This is a genomic window from Luteibacter sp. 22Crub2.1 (genome assembly GCF_900167995.1).
Classification (GTDB): domain Bacteria; phylum Pseudomonadota; class Gammaproteobacteria; order Xanthomonadales; family Rhodanobacteraceae; genus Luteibacter; species Luteibacter mycovicinus.
On the sequence record NZ_FUYT01000005.1, the window covers coordinates 246,852 to 267,978 of the forward strand.

General features: G+C 65.1%; 22 protein-coding genes and 1 tRNA gene. 11 read left to right on the forward strand and 12 right to left on the reverse strand.

Translation table 11 applies throughout. The features are described from left to right. Positions 1 to 101 precede the first annotated feature (101 nt). Entirely contained in the window at positions 102 to 1,991 is a 1,890-nt protein-coding gene (gene parE, locus B5X73_RS07055) for a DNA topoisomerase IV subunit B (protein ID WP_036111990.1), read from the forward strand. A 13-nt stretch (positions 1,992 to 2,004) separates the two neighbouring features. Here parE and B5X73_RS07060 read toward each other — a convergent pair whose 3' ends face one another. The 7 genes from B5X73_RS07060 to pcnB form a co-directional block, all read right to left on the reverse strand. Then, positions 2,005 to 2,862 (reverse strand): hypothetical protein, encoded by an 858-nt coding sequence (locus tag B5X73_RS07060; RefSeq protein ID WP_139382687.1) that lies wholly within the window; start codon positions 2,860 to 2,862, stop codon positions 2,005 to 2,007. Between the two features lie 157 nt (positions 2,863 to 3,019). After that, positions 3,020 to 4,654, reverse strand: coding sequence for a glucose-6-phosphate isomerase (pgi, locus tag B5X73_RS07065; RefSeq protein ID WP_079521089.1), 1,635 nt, complete (start codon positions 4,652 to 4,654; stop codon positions 3,020 to 3,022). A gap of 253 nt (positions 4,655 to 4,907) precedes the next feature. Then, entirely contained in the window at positions 4,908 to 5,288 is a 381-nt protein-coding gene (gene panD / locus B5X73_RS07070) for an aspartate 1-decarboxylase (protein ID WP_036111981.1), read from the reverse strand. A gap of 137 nt (positions 5,289 to 5,425) precedes the next feature. Continuing rightward, a complete protein-coding gene (gene panC, locus B5X73_RS07075; protein ID WP_036111978.1) occupies positions 5,426 to 6,271 on the reverse strand; it encodes a pantoate--beta-alanine ligase in 846 nt (281 codons plus the stop codon). Between the two features lie 10 nt (positions 6,272 to 6,281). Next, positions 6,282 to 7,109 (reverse strand): 3-methyl-2-oxobutanoate hydroxymethyltransferase, encoded by an 828-nt coding sequence (gene panB, locus B5X73_RS07080; protein ID WP_079521090.1) that lies wholly within the window; start codon positions 7,107 to 7,109, stop codon positions 6,282 to 6,284. A gap of 69 nt (positions 7,110 to 7,178) precedes the next feature. Further along, positions 7,179 to 7,664 (reverse strand): 2-amino-4-hydroxy-6-hydroxymethyldihydropteridine diphosphokinase, encoded by a 486-nt coding sequence (gene folK / locus B5X73_RS07085; RefSeq protein ID WP_254857250.1) that lies wholly within the window; start codon positions 7,662 to 7,664, stop codon positions 7,179 to 7,181. Next, positions 7,661 to 9,025 (reverse strand): polynucleotide adenylyltransferase PcnB, encoded by a 1,365-nt coding sequence (gene pcnB, locus B5X73_RS07090; protein ID WP_079521091.1) that lies wholly within the window; start codon positions 9,023 to 9,025, stop codon positions 7,661 to 7,663. Before pcnB ends, folK begins: the two co-directional genes overlap by 4 nt. A 183-nt stretch (positions 9,026 to 9,208) precedes the next feature. Here pcnB and B5X73_RS07095 point away from each other — a divergent pair. Next, positions 9,209 to 9,284 (forward strand) — tRNA-Glu (locus tag B5X73_RS07095). Between the two features lie 29 nt (positions 9,285 to 9,313). Then, positions 9,314 to 9,637, forward strand: a complete 324-nt coding sequence (gene fdxA, locus B5X73_RS07100) for a ferredoxin FdxA (protein ID WP_036111970.1) — start codon at positions 9,314 to 9,316, stop codon at positions 9,635 to 9,637. Between the two features lie 363 nt (positions 9,638 to 10,000). Here the strand turns inward: fdxA and B5X73_RS07105 are convergent, their stop codons facing one another. Together B5X73_RS07105 and B5X73_RS07110 are read right to left on the reverse strand one after the other, a co-directional pair. Then, entirely contained in the window at positions 10,001 to 10,816 is an 816-nt protein-coding gene (locus B5X73_RS07105) for a hypothetical protein (protein ID WP_079521092.1), read from the reverse strand. A 216-nt stretch (positions 10,817 to 11,032) separates the two neighbouring features. Continuing rightward, positions 11,033 to 11,956, reverse strand: coding sequence for a hypothetical protein (locus tag B5X73_RS07110; protein ID WP_139382688.1), 924 nt, complete (start codon positions 11,954 to 11,956; stop codon positions 11,033 to 11,035). Between the two features lie 142 nt (positions 11,957 to 12,098). Here B5X73_RS07110 and B5X73_RS20975 point away from each other — a divergent pair, with 142 nt between their 5' ends. Then, entirely contained in the window at positions 12,099 to 12,356 is a 258-nt protein-coding gene (locus tag B5X73_RS20975) for a hypothetical protein (protein WP_176167764.1), read from the forward strand. Between the two features lie 23 nt (positions 12,357 to 12,379). Then, positions 12,380 to 12,664 carry a hypothetical protein gene (locus tag B5X73_RS20980; RefSeq protein WP_090351042.1) on the forward strand — a complete coding sequence of 95 codons (285 nt, stop codon included), beginning with the start codon at positions 12,380 to 12,382 and terminating at the stop codon, positions 12,662 to 12,664. 122 nt (positions 12,665 to 12,786) lie between these two features. Here B5X73_RS20980 and B5X73_RS07120 read toward each other — a convergent pair whose 3' ends face one another. From B5X73_RS07120 to dapA, 3 genes are all read right to left on the reverse strand, one after another. Next, on the reverse strand, positions 12,787 to 13,749 hold the full coding sequence (locus B5X73_RS07120) for a hypothetical protein (RefSeq protein ID WP_079521094.1): 963 nt from the start codon (positions 13,747 to 13,749) through the stop codon (positions 12,787 to 12,789). A gap of 208 nt (positions 13,750 to 13,957) precedes the next feature. Then, complete coding sequence (locus tag B5X73_RS07125; protein ID WP_079521095.1) at positions 13,958 to 14,542, reverse strand: hypothetical protein; 585 nt, start codon at positions 14,540 to 14,542, stop codon at positions 13,958 to 13,960. Between the two features lie 29 nt (positions 14,543 to 14,571). Continuing rightward, the gene (gene dapA, locus B5X73_RS07130; protein ID WP_079521096.1) at positions 14,572 to 15,465 is read right to left on the reverse strand and encodes a 4-hydroxy-tetrahydrodipicolinate synthase; all 894 of its coding nucleotides are present in this window, start codon (positions 15,463 to 15,465) and stop codon (positions 14,572 to 14,574) included. 180 nt (positions 15,466 to 15,645) lie between these two features. On the opposite strand from dapA, the gene B5X73_RS07135 reads away from it, so the two are divergent. The 6 genes from B5X73_RS07135 to B5X73_RS07160 all read left to right on the forward strand — a co-directional run bounded on the left by B5X73_RS07135 (position 15,646) and on the right by B5X73_RS07160 (position 20,753). Further along, positions 15,646 to 16,206 carry a glycine cleavage system transcriptional repressor gene (locus B5X73_RS07135; protein WP_036111955.1) on the forward strand — a complete coding sequence of 187 codons (561 nt, stop codon included), beginning with the start codon at positions 15,646 to 15,648 and terminating at the stop codon, positions 16,204 to 16,206. Between the two features lie 22 nt (positions 16,207 to 16,228). Then, positions 16,229 to 16,690, forward strand: a complete 462-nt coding sequence (locus B5X73_RS07140; protein ID WP_036111952.1) for a peroxiredoxin — start codon at positions 16,229 to 16,231, stop codon at positions 16,688 to 16,690. Positions 16,691 to 16,772: 82 nt separating this feature from the next. Beyond that, entirely contained in the window at positions 16,773 to 18,161 is a 1,389-nt protein-coding gene (locus B5X73_RS07145) for a PhoH family protein (RefSeq protein ID WP_079521098.1), read from the forward strand. Between the two features lie 242 nt (positions 18,162 to 18,403). Beyond that, a complete protein-coding gene (thiD, locus tag B5X73_RS07150; RefSeq protein ID WP_079521134.1) occupies positions 18,404 to 19,198 on the forward strand; it encodes a bifunctional hydroxymethylpyrimidine kinase/phosphomethylpyrimidine kinase in 795 nt (264 codons plus the stop codon). Between the two features lie 76 nt (positions 19,199 to 19,274). After that, positions 19,275 to 20,222 (forward strand): aspartyl/asparaginyl beta-hydroxylase domain-containing protein, encoded by a 948-nt coding sequence (locus B5X73_RS07155; protein ID WP_036111945.1) that lies wholly within the window; start codon positions 19,275 to 19,277, stop codon positions 20,220 to 20,222. A 72-nt stretch (positions 20,223 to 20,294) separates the two neighbouring features. Next, positions 20,295 to 20,753 carry a hypothetical protein gene (locus B5X73_RS07160; RefSeq protein WP_079521099.1) on the forward strand — a complete coding sequence of 153 codons (459 nt, stop codon included), beginning with the start codon at positions 20,295 to 20,297 and terminating at the stop codon, positions 20,751 to 20,753. The last annotated feature ends 374 nt before the right edge of the window (positions 20,754 to 21,127 follow it).

Below are 21,127 nucleotides of genomic sequence, written 5' to 3' on the forward strand. Positions count from 1 at the left end.
CCGCCATGCCGATCTCATCCTCTGATACGCGGCGGTCCCACGCTTGACCATTCCGGGGCACTCACCCCATCCTGCCCGGCTACGAACGGCCTCGATACCTAATGAATACTCGCTACAACGCCTCAGACATCGAAGTCCTCAGCGGTCTCGATCCCGTCAAGCGCCGTCCCGGCATGTACACCGACACCTCGCGGCCGAACCATCTGGCCCAGGAAGTCATCGACAACTCGGTCGACGAAGCCCTCGCCGGCCATGCGAAAACCATCGATGTCACCGTCTTCGAGGACGGCTCCGTCGAAGTCACCGACGACGGCCGCGGTATGCCCGTGGACATCCACCCGGAAGAGAAGGTGCCGGGCATCGAACTGATCCTTACCCGCCTCCATGCGGGCGGCAAGTTCTCGAACAAGAATTACGCGTTCTCCGGCGGCCTGCATGGCGTGGGCGTGTCGGTGGTCAATGCGCTGTCGACGCGCGTGGACGTCACGATCCGCCGCGAGGGTCAGGAATACCGCATGAGCTTCGCCGACGGCGACCGTGCGAGCGACCTCGAAGTCATCGGCACGGTGCCCAAGAAGAAGACCGGCACCACGCTGCGCTTCTGGCCCGACCCGAAGTACTTCGACACGCCGAAGATCCTCGTTTCCAAGCTCAAGCACCTGCTGCGCGCCAAGGCGGTGCTGTGCGCCGGCCTCACCGTTCGCCTGACCGACGAAAGCTCCGGCGAAACCACCGAGTGGTACTTCGAGGATGGCCTGTCCGATTACCTGCGCGCCGAACTGCAGGGCGCCGAAGCGCTGCCGTCGGAGCTGTTCGTCAAGCATTTCTCACGCGAGACCGATGCACTCGACGTCGCCCTGGCCTGGCTGCCGGAAGGCGACCTCGTGCAGGAAAGCTACGTCAACCTGATTCCGACCGCGCAGGGCGGCACGCACGTCAACGGTCTGCGTTCGGGCCTGACCAACGCCATCCGCGAGTTCTGCGACCTGCGCAACCTGCTGCCGCGTGGCGTCAAGCTGGCACCGGAAGACGTCTGGGAGCGGCTGGCCTTCGTGCTCAGCGTCAAGCTGCAGGACGCCCAGTTCGCCGGCCAGACCAAGGAGCGCCTGTCCTCGCGTGCTGCCGCCGGCATCGTCGAAGGCGTGGTGCACGACGCTTTCAGTCTCTGGCTGAACCAGCATGTGGACCTCGGCGAGAAGATCGCCCAGCTCGCCATCGAACGCGCCAGCGCGCGTCTCAAGGCGGCCAAGCAGGTCGTCCGCAAGAAGATCACCGCGGGACCCGCCCTGCCCGGCAAGCTGGCCGACTGCGCCTCCACCGACCTCACCCGCACCGAGATCTTCCTGGTCGAGGGTGACTCGGCGGGTGGCTCGGCCAAGCAGGCGCGCGACAAGGACTTCCAGGCGATCATGCCGTTGCGCGGCAAGATCCTGAACACCTGGGAAGTCGAGTCGACCGCCGTGCTTGCGTCGCAGGAAGTGCACGACCTGGCGGTCGCCATCGGTTGCGATCCCGGCAAGGACGACCTGTCCGGTCTGCGCTACGGCAAGGTGGTGATCCTGGCCGACGCGGATTCCGATGGCCTGCACATCGCCACCCTGCTCGCCGCCCTGTTCCTGCGTCACTTCCCGACCCTTGTCAGCCAAGGCCACGTCTTCGTCGCCATGCCGCCGCTGTTCCGTGTCGACGTGGGCAAGCAGGTGTTCTATTGCCTGGACGAGGAAGAGAAGCGTCTGATGCTGGAGAAGGTCGAGCGCGAGAAGATGAAGGGTGCCGTCAGCGTGACGCGCTTCAAGGGCCTGGGCGAGATGAACCCGGCGCAGCTGCGTGAGTCGACCGTGCATCCCGATACGCGTCGTCTCGTGCAGCTGACCATCGAAGCGGAAGACGGAACGGCGAAGCTGATGGATATGCTGCTGGCCAAGAAGCGTGCGAGCGATCGGAAGCAGTGGCTGGAAGAAAAGGGTGATATGGCGACGCTCGAGGTTTGAGCGTCGCCTTGCTTCAGTTGAGGATGGCCTGGTCGGCCGCGTTGTACGCAAAGGTCGCGCGGCCACCGATCGACGTCGCGGGTGTCCACTGGATCACCGGAACCCAGCGACCCGCCGTCGTCCTGAAATCCTGCTGATCCAGCTTCGCGCTGGCGAGGCCGGAAGCATTTCCCGAGATATAGAAAAACGCCTCGAGCGGCATGTTTGCGTAGGTGTTCTGGGGCCATGGCGCCACCATGATTTCGTTCCACGTAAAGATGCTCCGCGCTTTACGGACCTCGACGATCTGCATCCATGCGACGGCGGCATCCGGAGCGGCGTCCCCGGGGGCGATCTTGAATGCACAGCCATAGGACCCCGCGCCGTACTTCGCCAGCCATTGGGCGGCGGTGTAGACCGTTTGCGCGTGACACGGCGACCGGCACTTGTCGGGGAGCCCGTTCGTTCCCGCGTTGATGACGTAGCCGCAGTTCACCGTCAGGTGGTAGAAGTTTGGTGTGTCCGAATAGAAATGCGGATACACGATAAACCCGTTCGGATAGGCCGACAGGCCGAAATTCGAGTCCTGCCGCAGCCACGAGAAGGAGACGCCACCGGCCGCGTTTGCCGGGTTCGGAATCCACGAATGGTAGCCCGTGGACCATACCGTCCCACGCATCAGGACGCCCGTGCAGAGCACCGCGGGCGTATAGCTGGGCCGACATTCCGTATAGAGCTGGTCGTACCGATCCTGGATGTGCTGCGCCACCGTGGCACCGTCCTCCTGCGTCGAGGCATGTGGCGTGAGTCGGCGGGGCGACTCCGTGGCGCAGCCGGCAAGCAACAGCAGAAGGGCGAAAACCTTCCACATTCCAGTGTGTCGTGTCGTCATGACGCGTCTCCATCCTTGGGAACTTCGCGCTCACTGTGCGCCCGATGGCAACAGCACCGCGATAGGCCATTGGCTGTAGGCGCGACCTGTGTTTTTCCGGCATGTAAAAACGAAAAGCCCGGCATATGCCGGGCTCTTCGTGTGTTAGCGATGCTCGTTACCGACGCCCGCGAATCGCCCCGATCAATGCACGTGTCGCGCCATCGAACTGCGACAGATCACCGACGTCCTTATCGCTGGCGAGCGACGGATAGATCTGCTTCGCAATCACCTTGCCCAGCTCCACGCCCCACTGGTCGAACGCGTTGACGCCCCACAGGTGGCCGAGCAGGAACACCTTGTGCTCGTACAGCGCGATCAGCGCACCCAGCGAATGCGGGGTGAGCGAGTCGAGCATGAACACGGTGCTCGGGCGATCGCCCTTGAAGGTGCGCTGCGCAGCCAGGGCGCGACGCTCTTCTTCCGTGCCGGTCTTCGCTTCGGCCAGGGCCTCTTCGAAGGTCTTGCCCAGCGACAGCGCAGCGGCCTGCGCCAGCAGGTTGGACAGCAGCACGTCGTGGTTCTCGCGCAGCGGGTGCGCCGGCTTGACCAGACCGATGAACTCCAACGGCACGATATCGGTGCCCTGGTGCAGCGCCTGAAAATAGGCGTGCTGCGCGTTGGTGCCGATGCTGCCCCAGACCACCGGGACGGTCTTGCCCGTCACTTCGCTGCCGTCGCCCGGATGCACGTGCTTGCCGAGGCTTTCCATCTCGAGCTGCTGCAGGTAGGACGGCAGGTCGGCGAGGGAATCCACGTACGGCACGACGGCACGGCTACTGCGGCCGAGGACGTTGCGGTTCCAGACTTCGGCGATGGTCAGCAGGACCGGAAGGTTGTCCTTCCACTCCGCGCTGCGGAAATGATCGTCGGCCTCGGCAGCGCCCGCGAGCAAGTCGCGGAAGCCCTTCATGCCGATGGCGAAGGCAATCGACGCGCCGACCGCCGACCAGAGCGAGAAACGGCCGCCGACGTAGTCCCACATCGGGAGCACCTGCGAGGCGCCCCACTTGTGCACGGCTTCGTCGTTGGAACTGACGGCGATGAAGTGCCTGGTGGTCTTCGCCTCGTCGCCGTCGTTGGCCTTGAGAATCCAGTTGCGGAACACGCCACCGTTGAGCAGCGTCTCCTGCGTGTTGAAGCTCTTGGAGACGAGAATCACCAGCGTGTGCGCCGGGTCCAGCACCTTCATCAGGTCCGTCGCTGCCTGGCCGTCGACATTGGTCAGGAAGTGGCTGCGGATGCCGTCGACATGGAACTGTTCGAGCGCGTGCACGGCCAGACGGGGACCGAGGTCCGAACCGCCGATACCGATGTTGACCACGTCGGTGACGCGACCGATCAGGCCGACCGACTCGCCTTCGCCCTTGTGGACGGCATTGACCAGGGTTTCCATCTTGTCGAGCGCATCGGCGACTTCCTTACGGACGTCGGCGGGCGCCGCAGGATGTCGCGAGGCACCGCCGCGCAACGCGGTATGCAGCACCGCGCGGTCTTCGGAGGTGTTGATGTGCTTGCCTTCGTACATCGCGTCGCGCGCGGCTTTCCAGCCGGTGCTTTCGATGTACTCGCCGACGGCGTCGAGCGCCGCGACGTCGAGCTTCTGGCGGGACACATCGAGAAGGATGGGGCCCATACGGCGACGCAGGCGCTCACCGCGGGCATCGTCCTGGACGAGTTCGCGAAGCGTGGTCCTGGCAAGGCGGGAGGCGTGCTCCTCGAACGAGGGCAGACGGTCGTGCTGTGATTCCATGGCTTCCACTTGGCTGCAACGGATAGGGAATCCCGATGTTACCGCAGTGCAGCGTAAGTGGATTGTATGGATGTCGCTCCGGGACTCGCGAGATCGTGCGGCCATGCGGCGGATGTGGCCACGCTGCGGCTGGCCACCCCGCTGATGTAGGAGCGCGCCCTGCGCGCGAAAAGCCTACAGGGCGATGATGGGGTGCCGCTTCATCGCTTTCTTGGCTTTTCGCGCGCGAGGCGCGCTCCTACACAGCAGGCGGCTACGCCGCCTGCTTCGGAATCGAATGATTCGTATGCGTGATGCGGTTGTTCGCGTCGACGTAGACCAGGTCCGGCTGGTACTTGGCCATTTCGGCCTCGGACAGGGTGGCGAACGCGGCGATGATCACGAGGTCGCCCACGGAGACGCGACGGGCGGCGCTGCCGTTGACGGAAATGATGCCCGAGCCCTCATCCGCGCGCAGCGCGTAGGTGACGAAGCGTTCGCCGTTGCTGATGTTCCAGGCATGGATCTGCTCGTACTCGCGGATACCCGCGGCGTCGAGCAGGTTGCCGTCGATGGCTATCGAACCTTCGTAGTTCAGCTCGGCGTGAGTCACCGTGGCGCGGTGGATCTTGCACTTGAGCATGTTGAGCTGCATGGCGGTCTCTGGGTATTGGCGGTTACAAAAACGCCCATTCTAACGGAGGGTTGCCCGTCCGTCGCGTGGGCTTCCTCTGTCGGTGCGCTTTATGGGGGACAGCGCCTCGAAACGCAAGTCCCCGTTTGTGAAGGGATTCAGTCGAACGGCAGGTTGTCGATCAGGCGGGTATTGCCCAGCCGGGCAGCCACGAGGGCGACGAGGCCGTCGCGCTGCTCCGCCGTCGGCTCCGTAAGGTCGTCAGCACGGCGAATCGCCACGTAGTCGGGCACGAAGCCGGCCCGCTCCAGACGGGCCCTGGCGGCCTGCTCCAGCGCCTGCCAGCTGTGACCCTGACCGAACAGATCGCGCATCTGTGTCAGGGTCGCGTAGATCTGCGGCGCGCGGGCGCGCTCCTGGGTCGACAGATACTGGTTGCGCGAGCTCTTGGCCAACCCATCCTCGTCACGCAGGGTGGGCGCGGACATGACCTTCACCGACAGCGAAAGGTCGGCGACCATCCGCTCGATCACCTTGAGCTGCTGAAAGTCTTTCTGGCCGAACACGGCGAGGTCCGGCTGGACCAGGCTGAACAGCTTAGCCACCACGGTGGCGACGCCGTCGAAGTGTCCCGGGCGATGCGCACCCTCGAGCGTGTCGGTGATGACCGGCACGTGGATGCTGACACTGGCGGCCGGGCCGAACGGATACATCGTCGACACCTCGGGGGCGAAGAGGATGTCACACCCTGCCTCGGCCAGGCCAGCCTGATCCTGAGCCAGGGTACGCGGGTAGCGCTCGAAGTCCTCGCCCGGACCGAACTGGGTCGGGTTGACGAACACGCTGGCGACCACGCGGTCCGCGCGGGCACGCGCCAGCTTCAGCAGCGAATGGTGGCCGGCGTGCAGGTTGCCCATCGTGGGGACGAAGCCGACGTTGTGGCCGGCGGCGCGCCAGCCACGGACGGTGGCGCGGAGCGCGGCGGCATCGGTAACGGTCTGCATCGGGTGGTCCTCAGGTGAAGCTGTGTTCGGCGCCGGGGAAGCGCCGTTCGCGCACATCCTCGACATAGGCGGCGATCGCGCCCTGAATGGAATCGCGGCCGGCGAGGAAGTCCTTCGAGAACTTCGGGCGCTTGCCGGGGGTGAGGCCGAGCAGGTCGTAGACGACCAGCACCTGGCCGTCGCAATCGACGCCCGCGCCGATCCCGATCACGGGAATGGACAGCTCGGCGGTGATGCGTTTTGCCAGCGCGGACGGCACGCATTCGAGCACCAGCAGGTCGGCACCGGCGGCTTCCACCGCCTTCGCGTCCGCCAGCAGCTTGTCGGCGGCATCCTGCGTCTTGCCCTGCACCTTGTAGCCGCCGAACTTGTTGACCGACTGTGGCGTAAGACCCAGATGGCTGCAGACCGGAATGTCGCGTTCGGCCAGCGCGGCGATGACCTCGCAGATACGCCCGGCGCCCTCGATCTTGACCATGGCGGCACCCGCCTGCCCCACCAGTCGCGCGGCCGCGTCCATGGCGGTCGCCACGTCGCGATCGCTCATGAACGGCAGGTCGGCCACCAGCAGGGTCGCCGACAGCCCGCGCGCGGTCGCGGCGGTGTGATAGACCATCTCGTCGACCGTGACCGGCAGGGTGCTGGAACGACCCTGTACCACCATGCCCAGCGAATCGCCGACCAGGGCGATATCGACCCCGGCAAACTCCAGCTGCGCGGCGAAACTCGCATCGTAGGCGGTGAGCATCACGATCTTCCGGCCGTCGGCTTTCATCGCCTTGAGGCCCGGCACGGTCACCGGCTTACGCGCCGGCGCACTCGTTTTTTCGACGTACACGCTCTTCTCGCCAGATTGGGTGAAACGGGAATTGTCCGCCTACACGAGCGGCATCTCAAGGAGATGACATCAGCCCAGCAAGACGCAGCCGGCCGCGTCGACCTGACCAAGCAACGCGTCGACCCGTCCGATCCCGGGCAGGATCAGCGTGGGAGCGATGTCCGCGAGGGGCAACAGCACAAAGGCTCGTTCAGCGATGCGGGGATGTGGCACGGTAAGCCGTTCGTCGTCGATCGTGCGATCGCCGTACGCCAGCAGGTCCAGATCGAGCGTGCGCGGCCCCCAGCGCTCGCCATCGCGAACACGCCCGAAGTCGCGCTCGGTGGCAAGCAGGACATCGAGGAGGTCATGCGGGCCCATGGTGGTATCGATCGCGACCGCCGCATTGACGAAGTCCGGCTGGTCGACGTTGCCCCAGGGCGGCGTACGGTAGAACCGCGAGCGAGCCCCCACCGAAACACCCGGCACCCGGCCGAGCGCGTCGATGGCGGCCGCGAGCCGCGCACGCACGTCACCCAGGTTGCCACCCAGGCCGATCAGCGCGGTCACGCTCACGCGTCGCCCGAACCGCCCTTACCGCGACCCGTCGGCTTGCGGCGACGGCGACGCTTACGCGCGGGCGCCGACGACGAGGTGGAAGGCTCGTGCACCGGCACGCCACCGCCACCGAGGGCGGCGGCGAGCATCTCGGGAGGCAACTGCTGGGCATGCGCCCACCACTCGCCCAGCTCGCGCATGCCATCCGATTCCGGGGCACGCAGGAGAAGGAAATCGAACGCGGCCCGGAAGCGCGGGTGCGACATCAGACGGAACACCCGCTTGCGGTGGATCTGCTCGAACCGTGGCTGCAGCGACCAGATCTCTTCCATCGTGAAGGTGAAACGACGCGGGATCGCCACACGCTGGCACTGCTCGCCGACGACACGCACCGCGGCGTGCTGCCATGCTTCGTTGGCGTCATAGCCCTGAGCGATCCAGCCCTGGGCCTGGTCGCGCACTTCGCCCCACAACAGCACCGCATACAGGAAGGCCGGCGTAACCGACTTACCCTCGGCGATGCGTGCATCGGTGTTGGCGAGCCCCTGCTCGACGAGCGCACGCAGGGCGTTGTCGCCCCGCTCGAGCGCCCGCGCGGTGGCGGGAAACAGGAATTTCAGCAGACCGCACGCCTCGAGCATCTTGAAGCTCTTCAGGCCGTGACCGCCCAGGAAAAGCTTGAGCGACTCGTCGAACAGGCGGGCGGGTGCCGCCTCGGTCAGCAGATGTCCCAGCGTCGCGAAGGGCGCGGACGCGGCGGCATCGATGGTGAAGCCGAGCTTCGCGGCAAGGCGGGCGGCGCGCAGCATGCGCACCGGGTCTTCGCGATAGCGCTGATCGGGGTCGCCGATCAACCGCATGGTGCGGTCTTCGAGGTCCTGCATGCCGCCGACGAAATCGCGCACGCTGAAATCGGCGATGTCGTAGTAAAGCGCGTTGACCCTGAAGTCGCGGCGCACGGCGTCTTCCTCGATCGTGCCCCATATGTTGTCGCGGACGATGCGGCCGTCGGTGGCGATGTGCCGGTCGCCCTCGCCGCCTTCCTCGCCCGTGCCACGGAAGGTCGCTACCTCGATGATCTCGGGGCCGAACACGACGTGGGCCAGACGGAAGCGTCGGCCGATCAGGCGGCAGTTGCGAAACAGCCCCTTGACCTCGTCGGGGGTGGCGTCTGTCGCCACGTCGAAGTCCTTGGGATGGCCGCCCAGCAGCAGGTCGCGTACCGCGCCTCCGACCAGATAGGCGGCGAAGCCGGCGTCGTGCAGCCGGTACAGCACGCGCAGGGCGGCTTTACTGATGTTCTTGCGGGAAATGGAGTGCTGTTCGCGCGGGATGACGCGGAGCGTCGGCGGAACCTCATTCCTGGTTTCGGGATTCAAGCGGTCTTGGTCCTGGCGGGCGCGTCCGCGTCCGTTCAAGTGGCTGCCCCCACCGGCAGCCGGTGTCGGGATGAATGGGTCAAATGTAACGAATCTGACCCGATCCGACGAGCGGGCAAAAAAAGCGTTGCTGGCCACCGGATTTTGGCTATACTAGCGCGCTTCGTACCCCGGGTACGACCTGCTCCCTTCGTCTAGTGGTCTAGGACACTGCCCTCTCAAGGCGGGAACACGAGTTCGAACCTCGTAGGGAGCACCACTTTCCTCTTCGGCGCATAAATAGTCCGCATGACCTTTGTCGTTACCGACAACTGCATCAAGTGCAAGTATACGGACTGCGTCGAAGTCTGCCCCGTGGATGCCTTCCATGAGGGCCCGAATTTCCTCGTGATCAATCCGGACGAGTGCATCGACTGCACCCTCTGCGAGCCGGAATGCCCGATCAACGCCATCTACCCCGAGGACGACGTCCCCGCGGGCCAGGAAGCGTTCGTGGCGCTGAATGCCGAACTCTCGAAAGAGTGGAAGGTGATCACCGAGCGCAAGGACGGCCTCCCCGACGCGAAGGACTGGGAAGGCAAGCCGGGCAAGATCGATCTGATCGAGCGCTGAGGCGCCGGGCAAGGGACGGGCGGACGTGTCCGTGCCGCCCCGCCAGAACTGTCAGAAGACGTTATACGTTCCGCATGCCTTGCAGTAGATTCCGCCACCTCCTGGCGGGGTCGGTGCCGGACCCGGCGGCGGAGGCGGAGGCGGAGGCGGCGGCGGAGGCGGCGACCCTCCTCCCGGAGGAATGACACGAAAGGGCTCAATGCCACCCTCCGACGCAACCGGCTGCTGAAGCAGCTCGATCAGCTTCACCACCTCTGCCAGCTTCGTCGCCAGCTCGCTCCATCGATCACTCATATCCGCTCTCCCGCGTTGATGCGCGGAGTCTCCGAGGAGACCTCCGTCGCAGTGATCCCACGCCCCGCCTCAGGGCGTGTAAGTGAATGAGGCCGGGCCGTTCGGACTGGTCGGCAGGGTCAACTGAATGACCGGCACCCAATGCCCGGTGACGGCCTGGAAGTCGGCCTGATTCGCGCGCGCTTCCGCCAGACCGACCGCGCTGCCAGCAAGAAAGAAGAACGCTTCGACAGGAACGCGGGGGTCGTTCTGAGCCCACGTGGCGACCATCAGCTCGTCGTGCAGCCACATCTCGTTCGGCAGGGCGGCTCGTATCGCCGGGAGCGCCATGAAAACGGCAGCCGCGTCCGGCGTGCCGGCGCTGACGCGGAAGCCGCATTGCATGGTGTAGCGATCGGCGGCGACTTTAAACCGGCGGAGCCACTGGTCGGCATTGAAAATGTCCTGCGACTGGCACGGCGCCGTGTTGGTGCGGTTCTCGGTGTCATGGGGAGAGCAGCCGTCGCGCAGGCCGGTTGTGCGGTTGTACGTATCGGCGTCATAGGCATAGACGCACTGCACTTCCAGTGCCGTGTATCGGCCTGGCAAACCCAGCGCCGTCTGATAGGGCACCACGATGAAGCCATTGGTGTAATTGAAGACCATCCCGCTGAACGCCGCGTCCCGGCGCAGCCAGGAGAAAGGCACTCCCCGCGGCGTGCGGCTTACCGGATTGGGATTCCAGACGCGATAGGCACCCCGCACCGTCGCCCGCATCAGCACACCGGAACATGACACGGCCGGCAGGCCGCCAGGACACGCGGTGACGGCGCTGGCGTAGCGCGCCTGCAGGGCCGCCGCCACCGAGGGTCCGTCAGCATCCTGGACACCGACGGAGTACGTCATCCCGGGCCCGGCTCCCCGACTGTCATGAGCAACCAGCGGCGAGACGTCCGCCCGATGCGACGCGACCACTGTCGCCCGCTCAGGGGAGGCCGGACGAGTGCCGGGCACACTTGAGCAGGCGGCCACCGTCGCTATCGCGAAGGCCACACCCCACGCCCGGTAGCGTCGAATCCATACATGCTTCATGACTCACCTTCCTTGGCTGAATAGCTCCGATCAGGGAATGGCCTGATCCTGCGGGCGATACGTAAATGTGGCTCGGTCTCCCGCCGACGGCGCCAGCGTCAGGCGAATCACTGGCACCCAACGGCCGGCAACTGCCTGAAAATCACGCTGGTAGGCCATCGCCCCGCGCGGACCGTCCTGCCCCGAGATGTAAAAGAACGCCTCGATCGGCAACCGGGCGTCATCGCCAAACGACCACTCCTCCACGACCAGTTCGTTCTGCTCACGGAACGACTGCTGCTTGATGACACGCATGGCGCCGAGAGCTTCCTGAAAGATGGCCGACGAGTTCGGTGTGGCGGACATCACGGCAAAGCCGCACTGATGGTTGCGCTGCTCGTATTCGCCTGACACCTTGACGTAGTGAAGCAGCCACGCCGCTGCCGTCACGATGCCTTGCGACTGGCACGGTCCACTGTCGGAAAGGTACTTGCGGTGGGCCCCACACCCGCGACTGGCGCGCTCATCGGATGCACCGTCGATGGCATACGCACAGAGGACCTCCATGTTCCGGAACGGCCGGCCGTCATAAAGCAGCACGGGAATCAGCACGAAACCCTGCGTGTACCCGTGTGCCACTTTGTTGAACTGCGCGTCACGTCGCATCCAGGAGAACGAGATACCCCCCGGCTTGGGATTGGTTGCGCCCTTGGGGTCCCAGGCGTGACCGCTGGCCGGGTAGCCCGTACTGCGGAGCATGACGCCGGAGCAGAGAAACGAGGGAGCGGTGGCCGAACCGTTGCAGCGGACATTCGTCGAGTCGTCGTACCTGGCCTGGATAGCGCGGGCGACCCTGAGACCGTCGCCGTCATGCGCCATCGGCGCAGGATGGCGAACGGTGTGACTACAGGAGGCCAGGAGGCAACACAGCCCCAGCCCACCGGCACGCAACCCTTCCGAAACACGCCGTTCCATGACGAATCCTTCCCTGGCAACCCGGAACCGCTAAAGGCGACACCGCACAAACCGCAAAAACCGCGGATCGCTGTGCGGTGCCGCGCTACCTCATAACGCGTTACCGCAGGTCATGCAGTAACGCGCCCCCTGAGGATTCACCGTGCTCCCACACGTCCTGCAGGCGCTCCCCCCTCCCGGCGGCCGTGGCGGCGGTGACGGAGGCGGTGGATACGGCCCCGGGGGCGGCGGCACCGGCACAGGAGGGGGCGGTGGCGGTGGCGGTGGTGGCGGTGGTGGTGGCGGTGGTGGTGGCGGTGGCGGTGGTGGTGGCGGTGGCGGTGGCGGTGGCGGTGGCGGTGGCGGTGGCGGTGGCGGTGGCGGCACCGTCCCAAAACACGGACACGGGATCCAGACCTGATTGGTCGAGATGCCACCGGAAAAATGCTCGATCTGCCCCTCCAGGATCGTCTGGAGGTATTCCGATGCCAACAAGGCATGCCGCCGCGCAAGCGGGCCGCGAGCCTCATCGACCACGTTCCGGTCCCGCGACGTGGCGAGCAGATCGTGCTGCCTTTTCAGAAGATACTGCCCCCAACGGGCGGCACTGACCTCCGGATGCGATTCCGCATCCGCGTCCTCCCCCACCTCGTCGTTTATCGATCCGGCAGCACTGAGCTGCGCGCCACCCACATCCGTTCGCGCGTCGAGTTCATCGAGCAGGCCTAACAGCGCCACCCGCAACCGCTCGGTCGCATCGCTTCTTTGGGTCATGACGGTCTCCTTCCCGACGATACGTTATCCATGGCGGCCAGCTTGCCCCGCCTCGTTTTTGACTACGCCCTCAAGGCTCAGGGAATCTGCTGATCGGCAACCACGTACGTGAATGCAGCCGGCCCATTGATGACCGTCGGCATCGTTACCTTGATGATCGGCACCCACCGACGAGTGGCGGCCTGGAAGTCCCATTGATTCAGTCGCGCATTGGCCAGCCCTGTGCCCCGGTCGTCGTAAAAGAAGGCCTCAAGAGGGATGTGTGCATCGTTTTGCGCCCACTTCCCCACCATGACTTCGTTATGTGTCCCGAAGAACTGCGCCAGTTGTGTCCGAATGCTCGCCTGCGCCTGAAACGAGAGAGAAGCGCCAGGCGTCCCGGCCGTCAGCGTGAACCCGCATTGATCGCGATAGCGATTTGCCGCCGCGCCAAACTTAGCCAGCCATTGGGCCGCTGTTTCAATCTTCTGCGCCTGGCAGGGACCCGTACCCGCCGTCGTCCCATGCTGACCGCAGCCGTCGTTTTTATCCCCTATCCGATTCAGCGTATCCGCGTCAAAAGGAAAGATGCACAACACGGCGAGCTGGGTATAACCATCCGACGGCGAATCCGCGAAGAAGTGCGGCAGGATGATGAAGCCGTTGTCGTAGTTGAAAACCAGGCCGCCGAACGCGGAATCCCTGCGTAGCCAGGAGAACGATACCCCGTACTTCAGGGGCGACGCGGGGTTGGGGTTCCAGACATCGTAGTTCCCGCGCACGGTCGTGCGCAGCAGAATGCCCGAGCAGAGCACCGCTGGCAGCGGATTGGGATCGCTCGCGTTTTTTCGGCAATCCGCCGCCGTGTCGTCGTAGCGATCTTGCAGGTGGCGCGCGACGGCCTGCCCATCGCTGTCATGCGCTCCCTGGACCACCATGCCCGCACGGGTCCGGGACGCCTCCGGCGACGGCGGCTGCCGCACGGCCGGTGCACACGCGAGGAGCAGGACCAGCCAACTCGTGACCAAAGCCGTACGCAGCAACGCTTTCCCGTGCTTCATGTCCCTGTCCTTCCCTGGATCGATCGCCATCGTGGCGGGCTGCCTCGCCCTCACCCGATACGCTAATGCGGGTGTCGATCCGGGGCCATCCGCCTTTCGCTGTAGGCGGCGCGAGGCGATTTTCGGCACGTCGACGGGTAACAGGTGCCGCCCCAACGCAAAACGCCGCCCGAAGGCGGCGTTTTGCGGAATACGCTGATGAGCGAGGTTATTTGCTGCCCATCCGCGATTTCAGCGAGTCGACCACGCGGCGAACGCCACCGGCGTCACCCTGCGCGCGGACTTCGCTGCCGGTGCCGCTGGCGGTCACCGCCAGCACGACCGTGTGGTTACCACCCTGCGCCGACGCCGGAGCGTCCTGCGCGTCGTCCTTCTTGCCGCCACCGAACATGCGCTTGAACAGACCCGGGCGGTTCTCCGGCGCGCTGGTGGTCGCGGCGATCTGATAGGTGTGGTTCGCATCGTCGTGGGACACGACCTTGCCAAGGTCACCCACGCTCAGCAGCTCGCCGATGCGGCGGTAGGCGGCTTCCGGATCATCCGAGAGGATGAAGCCGTCGGAGACCGGTGCGGCGATCGCGGCCGCCTTGGCATCCGCAGCGCCCGAACCGACGTCCGGCACAACCAGCGCAGCGCTCGTCGACGGCGTATCGAGACCCGGCGGGATCTCGAGCGGGGCCTCCTGCTGGGCCTTCTGCCACTCCTTGGTGGAGCGGAACGCGCCACAGCCCGACACCAGCAGGGCGGACAGGAGCAGTGCCGGGACGACCAGCGCGTACGAGGTTTTCTTCATGAATCGGGGTTCCGTTGAAATGAGATGCTTCAGGCGGCAGACGCCAATGGTGCCAGAGCGGAGAGCGTTTCGCGCAGCTTCGCCAGTTCGGGGCCGGATTCCAGCTCGACCAGCGGCAGCCGCGGCGCGGCGGAACCGAGCCCCAGCGCGCTCAGCCCCGCCTTGACCGGGATCGGGTTCGGTGCGCAGTTAAGCGCGTCGATCAGTGGTGCCAGACGTGCGGTTTCTTTCGCGGCCCGCGCGGCATCGCCCGAACGGGCGGCATCGCAGAAGGCACGAAAAGCGTCCGGCACGAGGTTGGCCACGACCGAGATCGTCCCCGCGGCGCCCGCCAGCATGGCCTCGTGAGCCGAACCGTCGTCGCCGCTGAGGTAGACGAAATCCGGGCGGATAAGTTCCGCCAGCGCGCGAATGCGTTCCGCATCGCCCCGGGCTTCCTTGATCCCGATGATGCCCGGGTGGTCGCGCAGCACCGCCACGGTGGCCGGCGCGATATCGCAGCCGGTGCGCGGCGGCACGTTGTAAAGGATGACCGGCAGGCCGCCCTGATCGGCTACCGCAAGGAAATGCTGACGGAGGCCTTCCTGGGTGGGCCGCACGTAGAACGGCGCCACGACCAGCGCCGCGTCCGCGCCCAGCGCCTTCGCGCGGCGCGTGGTGACGATGGTTTTGGCCGTACCAGCTTCCCCGGTGCCGGCGATGACGGGGATGCGTTTGTCGACGTGTTTCACCGCGAAGGCGAGCAGGCGCTCGAATTCGTCATGCTCGAGGAAATGCGACTCGCCCGTGGAGCCGGCCACGACCACGCCCTGCGTGCCGCCCGCGATCTGCTGGTCGAGCAGGCGACCGAAAGCGTCGAGGTCGAGGGAACCGTCGGCGGCAAAGGGCGTTGCCAGCGCGGTGATGCTTCCTGAGATGTCCAAGGTGGAACCCGTTGAGTAATCAGCCCTTCGCATGTTACCGGGGCGGTTCCGGCGAGTCCATTCAGCCAATCCCCGCCTGAACGACGCAGCGTGTCTTGCTAGCGTGCGACAGGGCCAAGTAAGCTGCTCCCAAAGCGATGGTTCCGCGCCCCGCGGGACGCGCCACGGGTAAATTCCGCCTTGAATCGTTCCGCAGCACGTAGCGCCACCACCGATAACCAGCTCCTCATCTCGACGCTGTCGCCGGCGCACCGCGCCCCGATCCTCGCGCTGGCCAAGCGCATCGCGGATTCCGGCTGCAACCTCGCCGACGCCCGCGTCTCCACGATCGGCAACGACACGTCCGTGATGCTGCTGGCTTCGGGCGCCTGGGACGCCGTGGCCAAGCTGGAGACCTCGCTGGGCAAGCTGGCCCGCGACGAAGAACTGCAGATTGTCCATTACCGCACCACGCCGCGCGAACCGACGGCGCACCTGCTGCCCTACCTGGTCGAAGTGATCGCCGCCGATCGTCCGGGCATCCTGGTCAAGATCATCGAGTTCTTCTCCCGGCGCGACATCAGCGTCGAGCAGCTGTCCTCCATGCGCTACCAGGCGATGCAGACCGGCGCCGAGATGTTCCAGGCGCAGATCACCATCGGCATTCCGTCCGAAACCCACATCGCCGCCCTGCGCGACGACTTCCTCGAGTTGTGCGATGGCCTCAATCTCGACGCCATCATGGATCCCGTGAAGTTCTGACCGAAGGATTGAAGACCCACGCATGACTGGCAAGACCACGAAACTTCCCAGACTCGAAGGCACCCTCGGCGACGGCTCGTCGCTCTCGCTGGCCTCGTTGAAAGGCAAGTGGGTCGTGGTGTTCTTCTACCCGAAGGACAGCACGCCCGGCTGCACCAACGAAGCGAAAGACTTTCGCGACCTTTACAGCGAATTCCAGGCGCGCGGTGCCGAAGTGATCGGCGTATCCCGCGACTCGGTGCGCTCGCACGCCAACTTCGCGGCCAGGCAGGAACTGCCCTACCCCCTCGTTTCCGACGCCGACGAAACCTGGTGCAACGCGTTCGACGTCATCCACGAAAAGGTGCTTTACGGTAAGCGCTATCTCGGCGTGGTCCGCAGCACCTTCCTGATCGATCCCAACGGCAAGATCGCGGCCGAGTGGCGCGGGGTGAAAATCCCGGGTCATGCGCAGGCCGTGCTAGAGCGTGTTCCCACCGCGTGACGGATTCCGCGTCATGCGGCTCCCATCCCCGGCCGTCGCCGTGCGGCCGGTCTTCGCAACCTCCACATGAGGTGACTTCCGTATGACCGGAAGCAAGCGCATCTACGCCCTCGACACCAACGTGCTGCTGCACGATCCAACCTCGCTGTTCCGCTTCGAGGAACACGATGTCTTCATACCGATGACGGTGCTGGAGGAACTGGACGAGAAAAAGAAAGGCGGTTCGGAAGTCTCGCGTAACGGACGGCAGGTCAGTCGATTCATCAACGAGCTCATCGAACGCGGCGGCGGCGAAGGCATCCGCGGAGGCATCGAGCTTTCCAATCCGCAGGGCGTCAAGCTCCAGCGCACCGCGGTCGGCCGGCTGTTCTTCCAGCAGCGCGCCGGGCACGGGAACGGGAAGGCCGACAACCAGATCCTCGCCGCGGTGCTCGATCTGCGCGATCAGTACCCCGATCGCCCGGTCATTCTCGTCAGCAAGGACATCAACCTCCGGATCAAGGCGTCGATCTACGGGATCGACGCGGAAGACTACGAGAACGACCGTGCGCTGGACGATTTCGCCCTGCTCTTCACGGGCTCCGACGCACTGCCGGAAGACTTCTGGAGCCGGCATCCCGAGCTTCGTTCGTGGAACGAGCGCGGCCGCACGTTCTACGAAGTGAGCATGCACGAGGACGAGGCGTGGTACGCCAACGAATGCCTCTACATGCCGGGTGAGAACGACGTCGAACTGCGCGTCCTGGAAATCACCGGCGACGAGGACGATCGCAAGGCAAAGCTCGTATTGCTGGACGACCACACGCATGCCGCGCATGGCGTCTGGGGCATCGCGGCACGCAACCGTGAGCAGAACTTCGCGCTCAACCTGCTGATGGATCCGGACGTCGACTTCGTCACCCTGCTCGGCACCGCCGGCACGGGTAAGACGCTCCTCGCGCTTGCCGCCGGTCTGGCCCAGGTCATGGACCAGCAGCGTTACCGCGAGATCATCATGACTCGCGCGACGGTTTCCGTCGGCGAGGACATCGGTTTCCTTCCGGGTACGGAGGAGGAGAAGATGACCCCGTGGATGGGTGCGCTGACCGATAACCTCGAAGTACTGGCCAATCCTGAGGAGGGTGGGTCGTGGGGACGTCAGGCGACGAACGATCTGCTCGCGTCGCGGGTGAAGATCCGTTCGCTGAACTTCATGCGCGGTCGTACGTTCCTCAGCCGTTATCTGATCATCGACGAGGCGCAGAATCTGACGCCGAAGCAGATGAAGACGTTGATTACGCGTGCGGGGCCGGGGACGAAGATCGTCTGCCTGGGTAACGTGGAGCAGATCGATACGCCGTATCTGACGGAGACGACGTCGGGTCTTACCTATGCCGTTGACCGGTTCAAGATGTGGGCTCATTCGGGGCACATCACGCTGAAACGCGGTGAGCGGTCGAGGCTGGCTGACTTCGCTTCTGAAGCGCTTTAAGTAAGCTGCTATGAAGAAAAGGCACGGGTCGTGGCTCGTGCCTTTTCTTTTGCCTGGCGGGGCTCGGCTTCGCCATCGCGGGCTCTTGCCGCGTTTCGGCAGGGGAGCCGCCGGTTGCCATTCTTGTCGCTAAGTCCTCCTTCGGCCGTCGCCTACGTGCGGAAGCGCTCCAATAATGGCAACCGGCGGCTCCCCACGAACGTGACGTCGGGTTGTGGGCCGAGCGATACCCGCAAGCCTGGATGCGCCGCTATCCTTCGGTTATGACGATGCGCCCTAACACGCTCACCATTGCTGGCTCCGACTCCGGGGGTGGCGCGGGTATTCAGGCTGACCTGAAGACATTCCACGCGAGGGGTACGCACGGCCTGACGGCCATTACCGCGGTGACGTCGCAGAACACGCGTGGCGTGACGGCGGTGCACACGTTGCCGTTGGCGCATGTGCGTAGCCAGATCGATGCGGTGTTTGACGATTTTTCCATCGCCGCCGTAAAAACCGGGATGCTGGGGAGTGCGGCCGTCACACGACTTGTGGCGAAGGAAATGCGGCGGCGGCAGCCGGCGTGGCTGGTGGTGGATCCGGTGATGATCGCCACCAGCGGGGCACGATTGCTGGATGAGGATGCGCTTGAGGCGCTGGTGACGCGGCTGATTCCTCTTGCCGACGTGCTGACGCCGAATCTTCCTGAGGCCGAGGCCCTGCTGGGTCGGCCGCTGGGGCGCGATATGGATGCCGCGGGGGCCGACTTGTTGGCCCTGGGAGCTGCTGGAGTGCTGCTCAAAGGCGGCCACGGAAAGGGGCGCGAAGTCGTCGATCGCTATTACGACGCCAGTGGGGTTATCGAGGTCCGGAATCCGCGCCTCCCCTTCGAAGGGCATGGAAGCGGCTGCACGCTGGCGTCGGCGGTGGCGGCGGGGCTGGCTCGGGGCAAATCGCCGCAATCGGCTGTCCGCGAGGCAATTGCGTGGGTTAACAAGGCCTTCCAGCGGTCCTGGCGGCCGGGCCGGGGCACGGTGCACGTGCTGGGGCACTGAGGGGGGAGTATCCTATTCGCGTTGATACGGGCCGCTTCGGCCACATGTATCGCTCGTCCTTGTCGAGTCCACGCGCATGAATTTCCTCGGGCCACGCTTCATCGTCCTGTACCTCCTGATCCTGTTCACGCTTTGCGTGCTGCTGGTGCATCTGCGCGGCCGTTCGCGCTTGCGCTTCGATCGCCAGCTGGTGGATCACTCGGCGATCTTCGCGCCGTACAACCTGCTGATGTACGCCTTCTCGGCCGTGCCGGCGCGGCCGATCCTCGATCGTCGCGGCTTTCCGCAGCTCGACCTGCTGCAGAACAACTGGCAGGCGATCCGCGCGGAGGCGATGCATCTGTTCGACGAGGGCTTCATCCGCTCGGCGGAGAAGCACAACGACGCGTCGTTCAACTCGTTCTTCAAGCAGGGCTGGAAGCGTTTCTACCTCAAGTGGTACGGCGAACCGCTGTCCTCGGCCGAGGCGCTCTGCCCCGAGACGGTCAAGCTGCTCAACTCGATCCCGAGCGTCAAGGCCGCGATGTTCGCCCTGCTCCCGCCGGGCAGCAAGCTCAATGCGCACCGCGACCCGTTCGCCGGTTCGCTGCGTTACCACCTCGGCCTGATCACGCCCAACTCCGACGACTGCCGCATCTTCGTCGACGGCGAAATGCACGCCTGGCGCGACGGCAAAGACGTCGTGTTCGACGAGACCTACGTGCACTGGGCCGAGAACCGCACGGACCAGACCCGCGTGATCCTCTTCGCCGACGTCGAGCGTCCGCTGAAGAGCCGCCTGATGACAGGCATCAACAAGCGCGTCGGCGCTTTCATGGGTTCGATCACCGCCTCGCCCAACAGCGACGACGGCAACGAGCAGGTCGGCTTCGTCAATCGCATGTTCGCCCTGAACAAGCGTGGCCGCGAGCGCACGCGCAAATTCAAGAAGGCGAACCCGAAGCTGTTCCGCCTGATCAAGTACGTCGGCATCGTGCTGATGATCTGGCTGATCTTCCTGGCGCCCTACCCGTTCTACCGCTGATCGGGTCTTAACATCGCGCCGCGCGCGTGGCGCGATACTCCGGGCGGGGTGAGCCTGAACGGAGTACAGGTTATGAGCCAGCGAGCGTTCTGCCTTGCGTTATTGATGCCCATCGCCGCGGCCGCCTCTGCCGCGCCACCGCCCGCGCCCGACCTGGCGCCTCTGGTCTCGAAGCTGGTGGACGACACGGCAAGGGATTCGGACAGCGAACGTCGTGCGTTCGATGCGCTGATGAATCTCGGCAGCGCGGGCGTGCCGTATATCGTCAGTCACCTGGGCGACGGTCGTCGCCTTCCCGAGCAGTCGATCTGGGTGCGCCGCACCGGCTCACGCGATCGGCAGGGGCAGCCCTGGTATGTCCATGACGGGCTGGAGTTCGTATTGAAGGTGGTGACAGGTCGAGCCTTCGGTCCGCAGAACGGGCATCTGTTGCCGAGTCAGCGTGAGAAGAACACACGCAAGTGGGTGGCGTGGTGTGTCGATCATTATCCGGCGCAGGCTTCGGTTTGCCGGAGCGGCTCACGCGACTAATCGACGGCGTTCGCTGCTCAGGTCAAAGCGCCGCGTCCGGGCTCGGCTTCGCCATCGCATTTGTCTTGAAGCCTCGCCTCGGGGCAAGGGCGCCGCCGCCTGCCATTCCTGTCGCTAAGTCCTCCTCCGGCCTTCGCCTCCGTGCGGAATCGCTCCAGGAACGCCAGACGCCGACGCCCCTCCGAACGCTGACGCACCCCGGCTCGTTGTAGGAGCGAGCCTGCTCGCGAACCCTCAGCGTGAGGTAAATCGAAAGATGCGGTGCACCCATCCGTGGCGGCTGTTCCCCAACATCAAACCTTGTCCCACTCCATCTTCGCGTGCGCCCGCGCGGCGCACTGCACACCCATCGTAATCAATGCACCGACGCCACC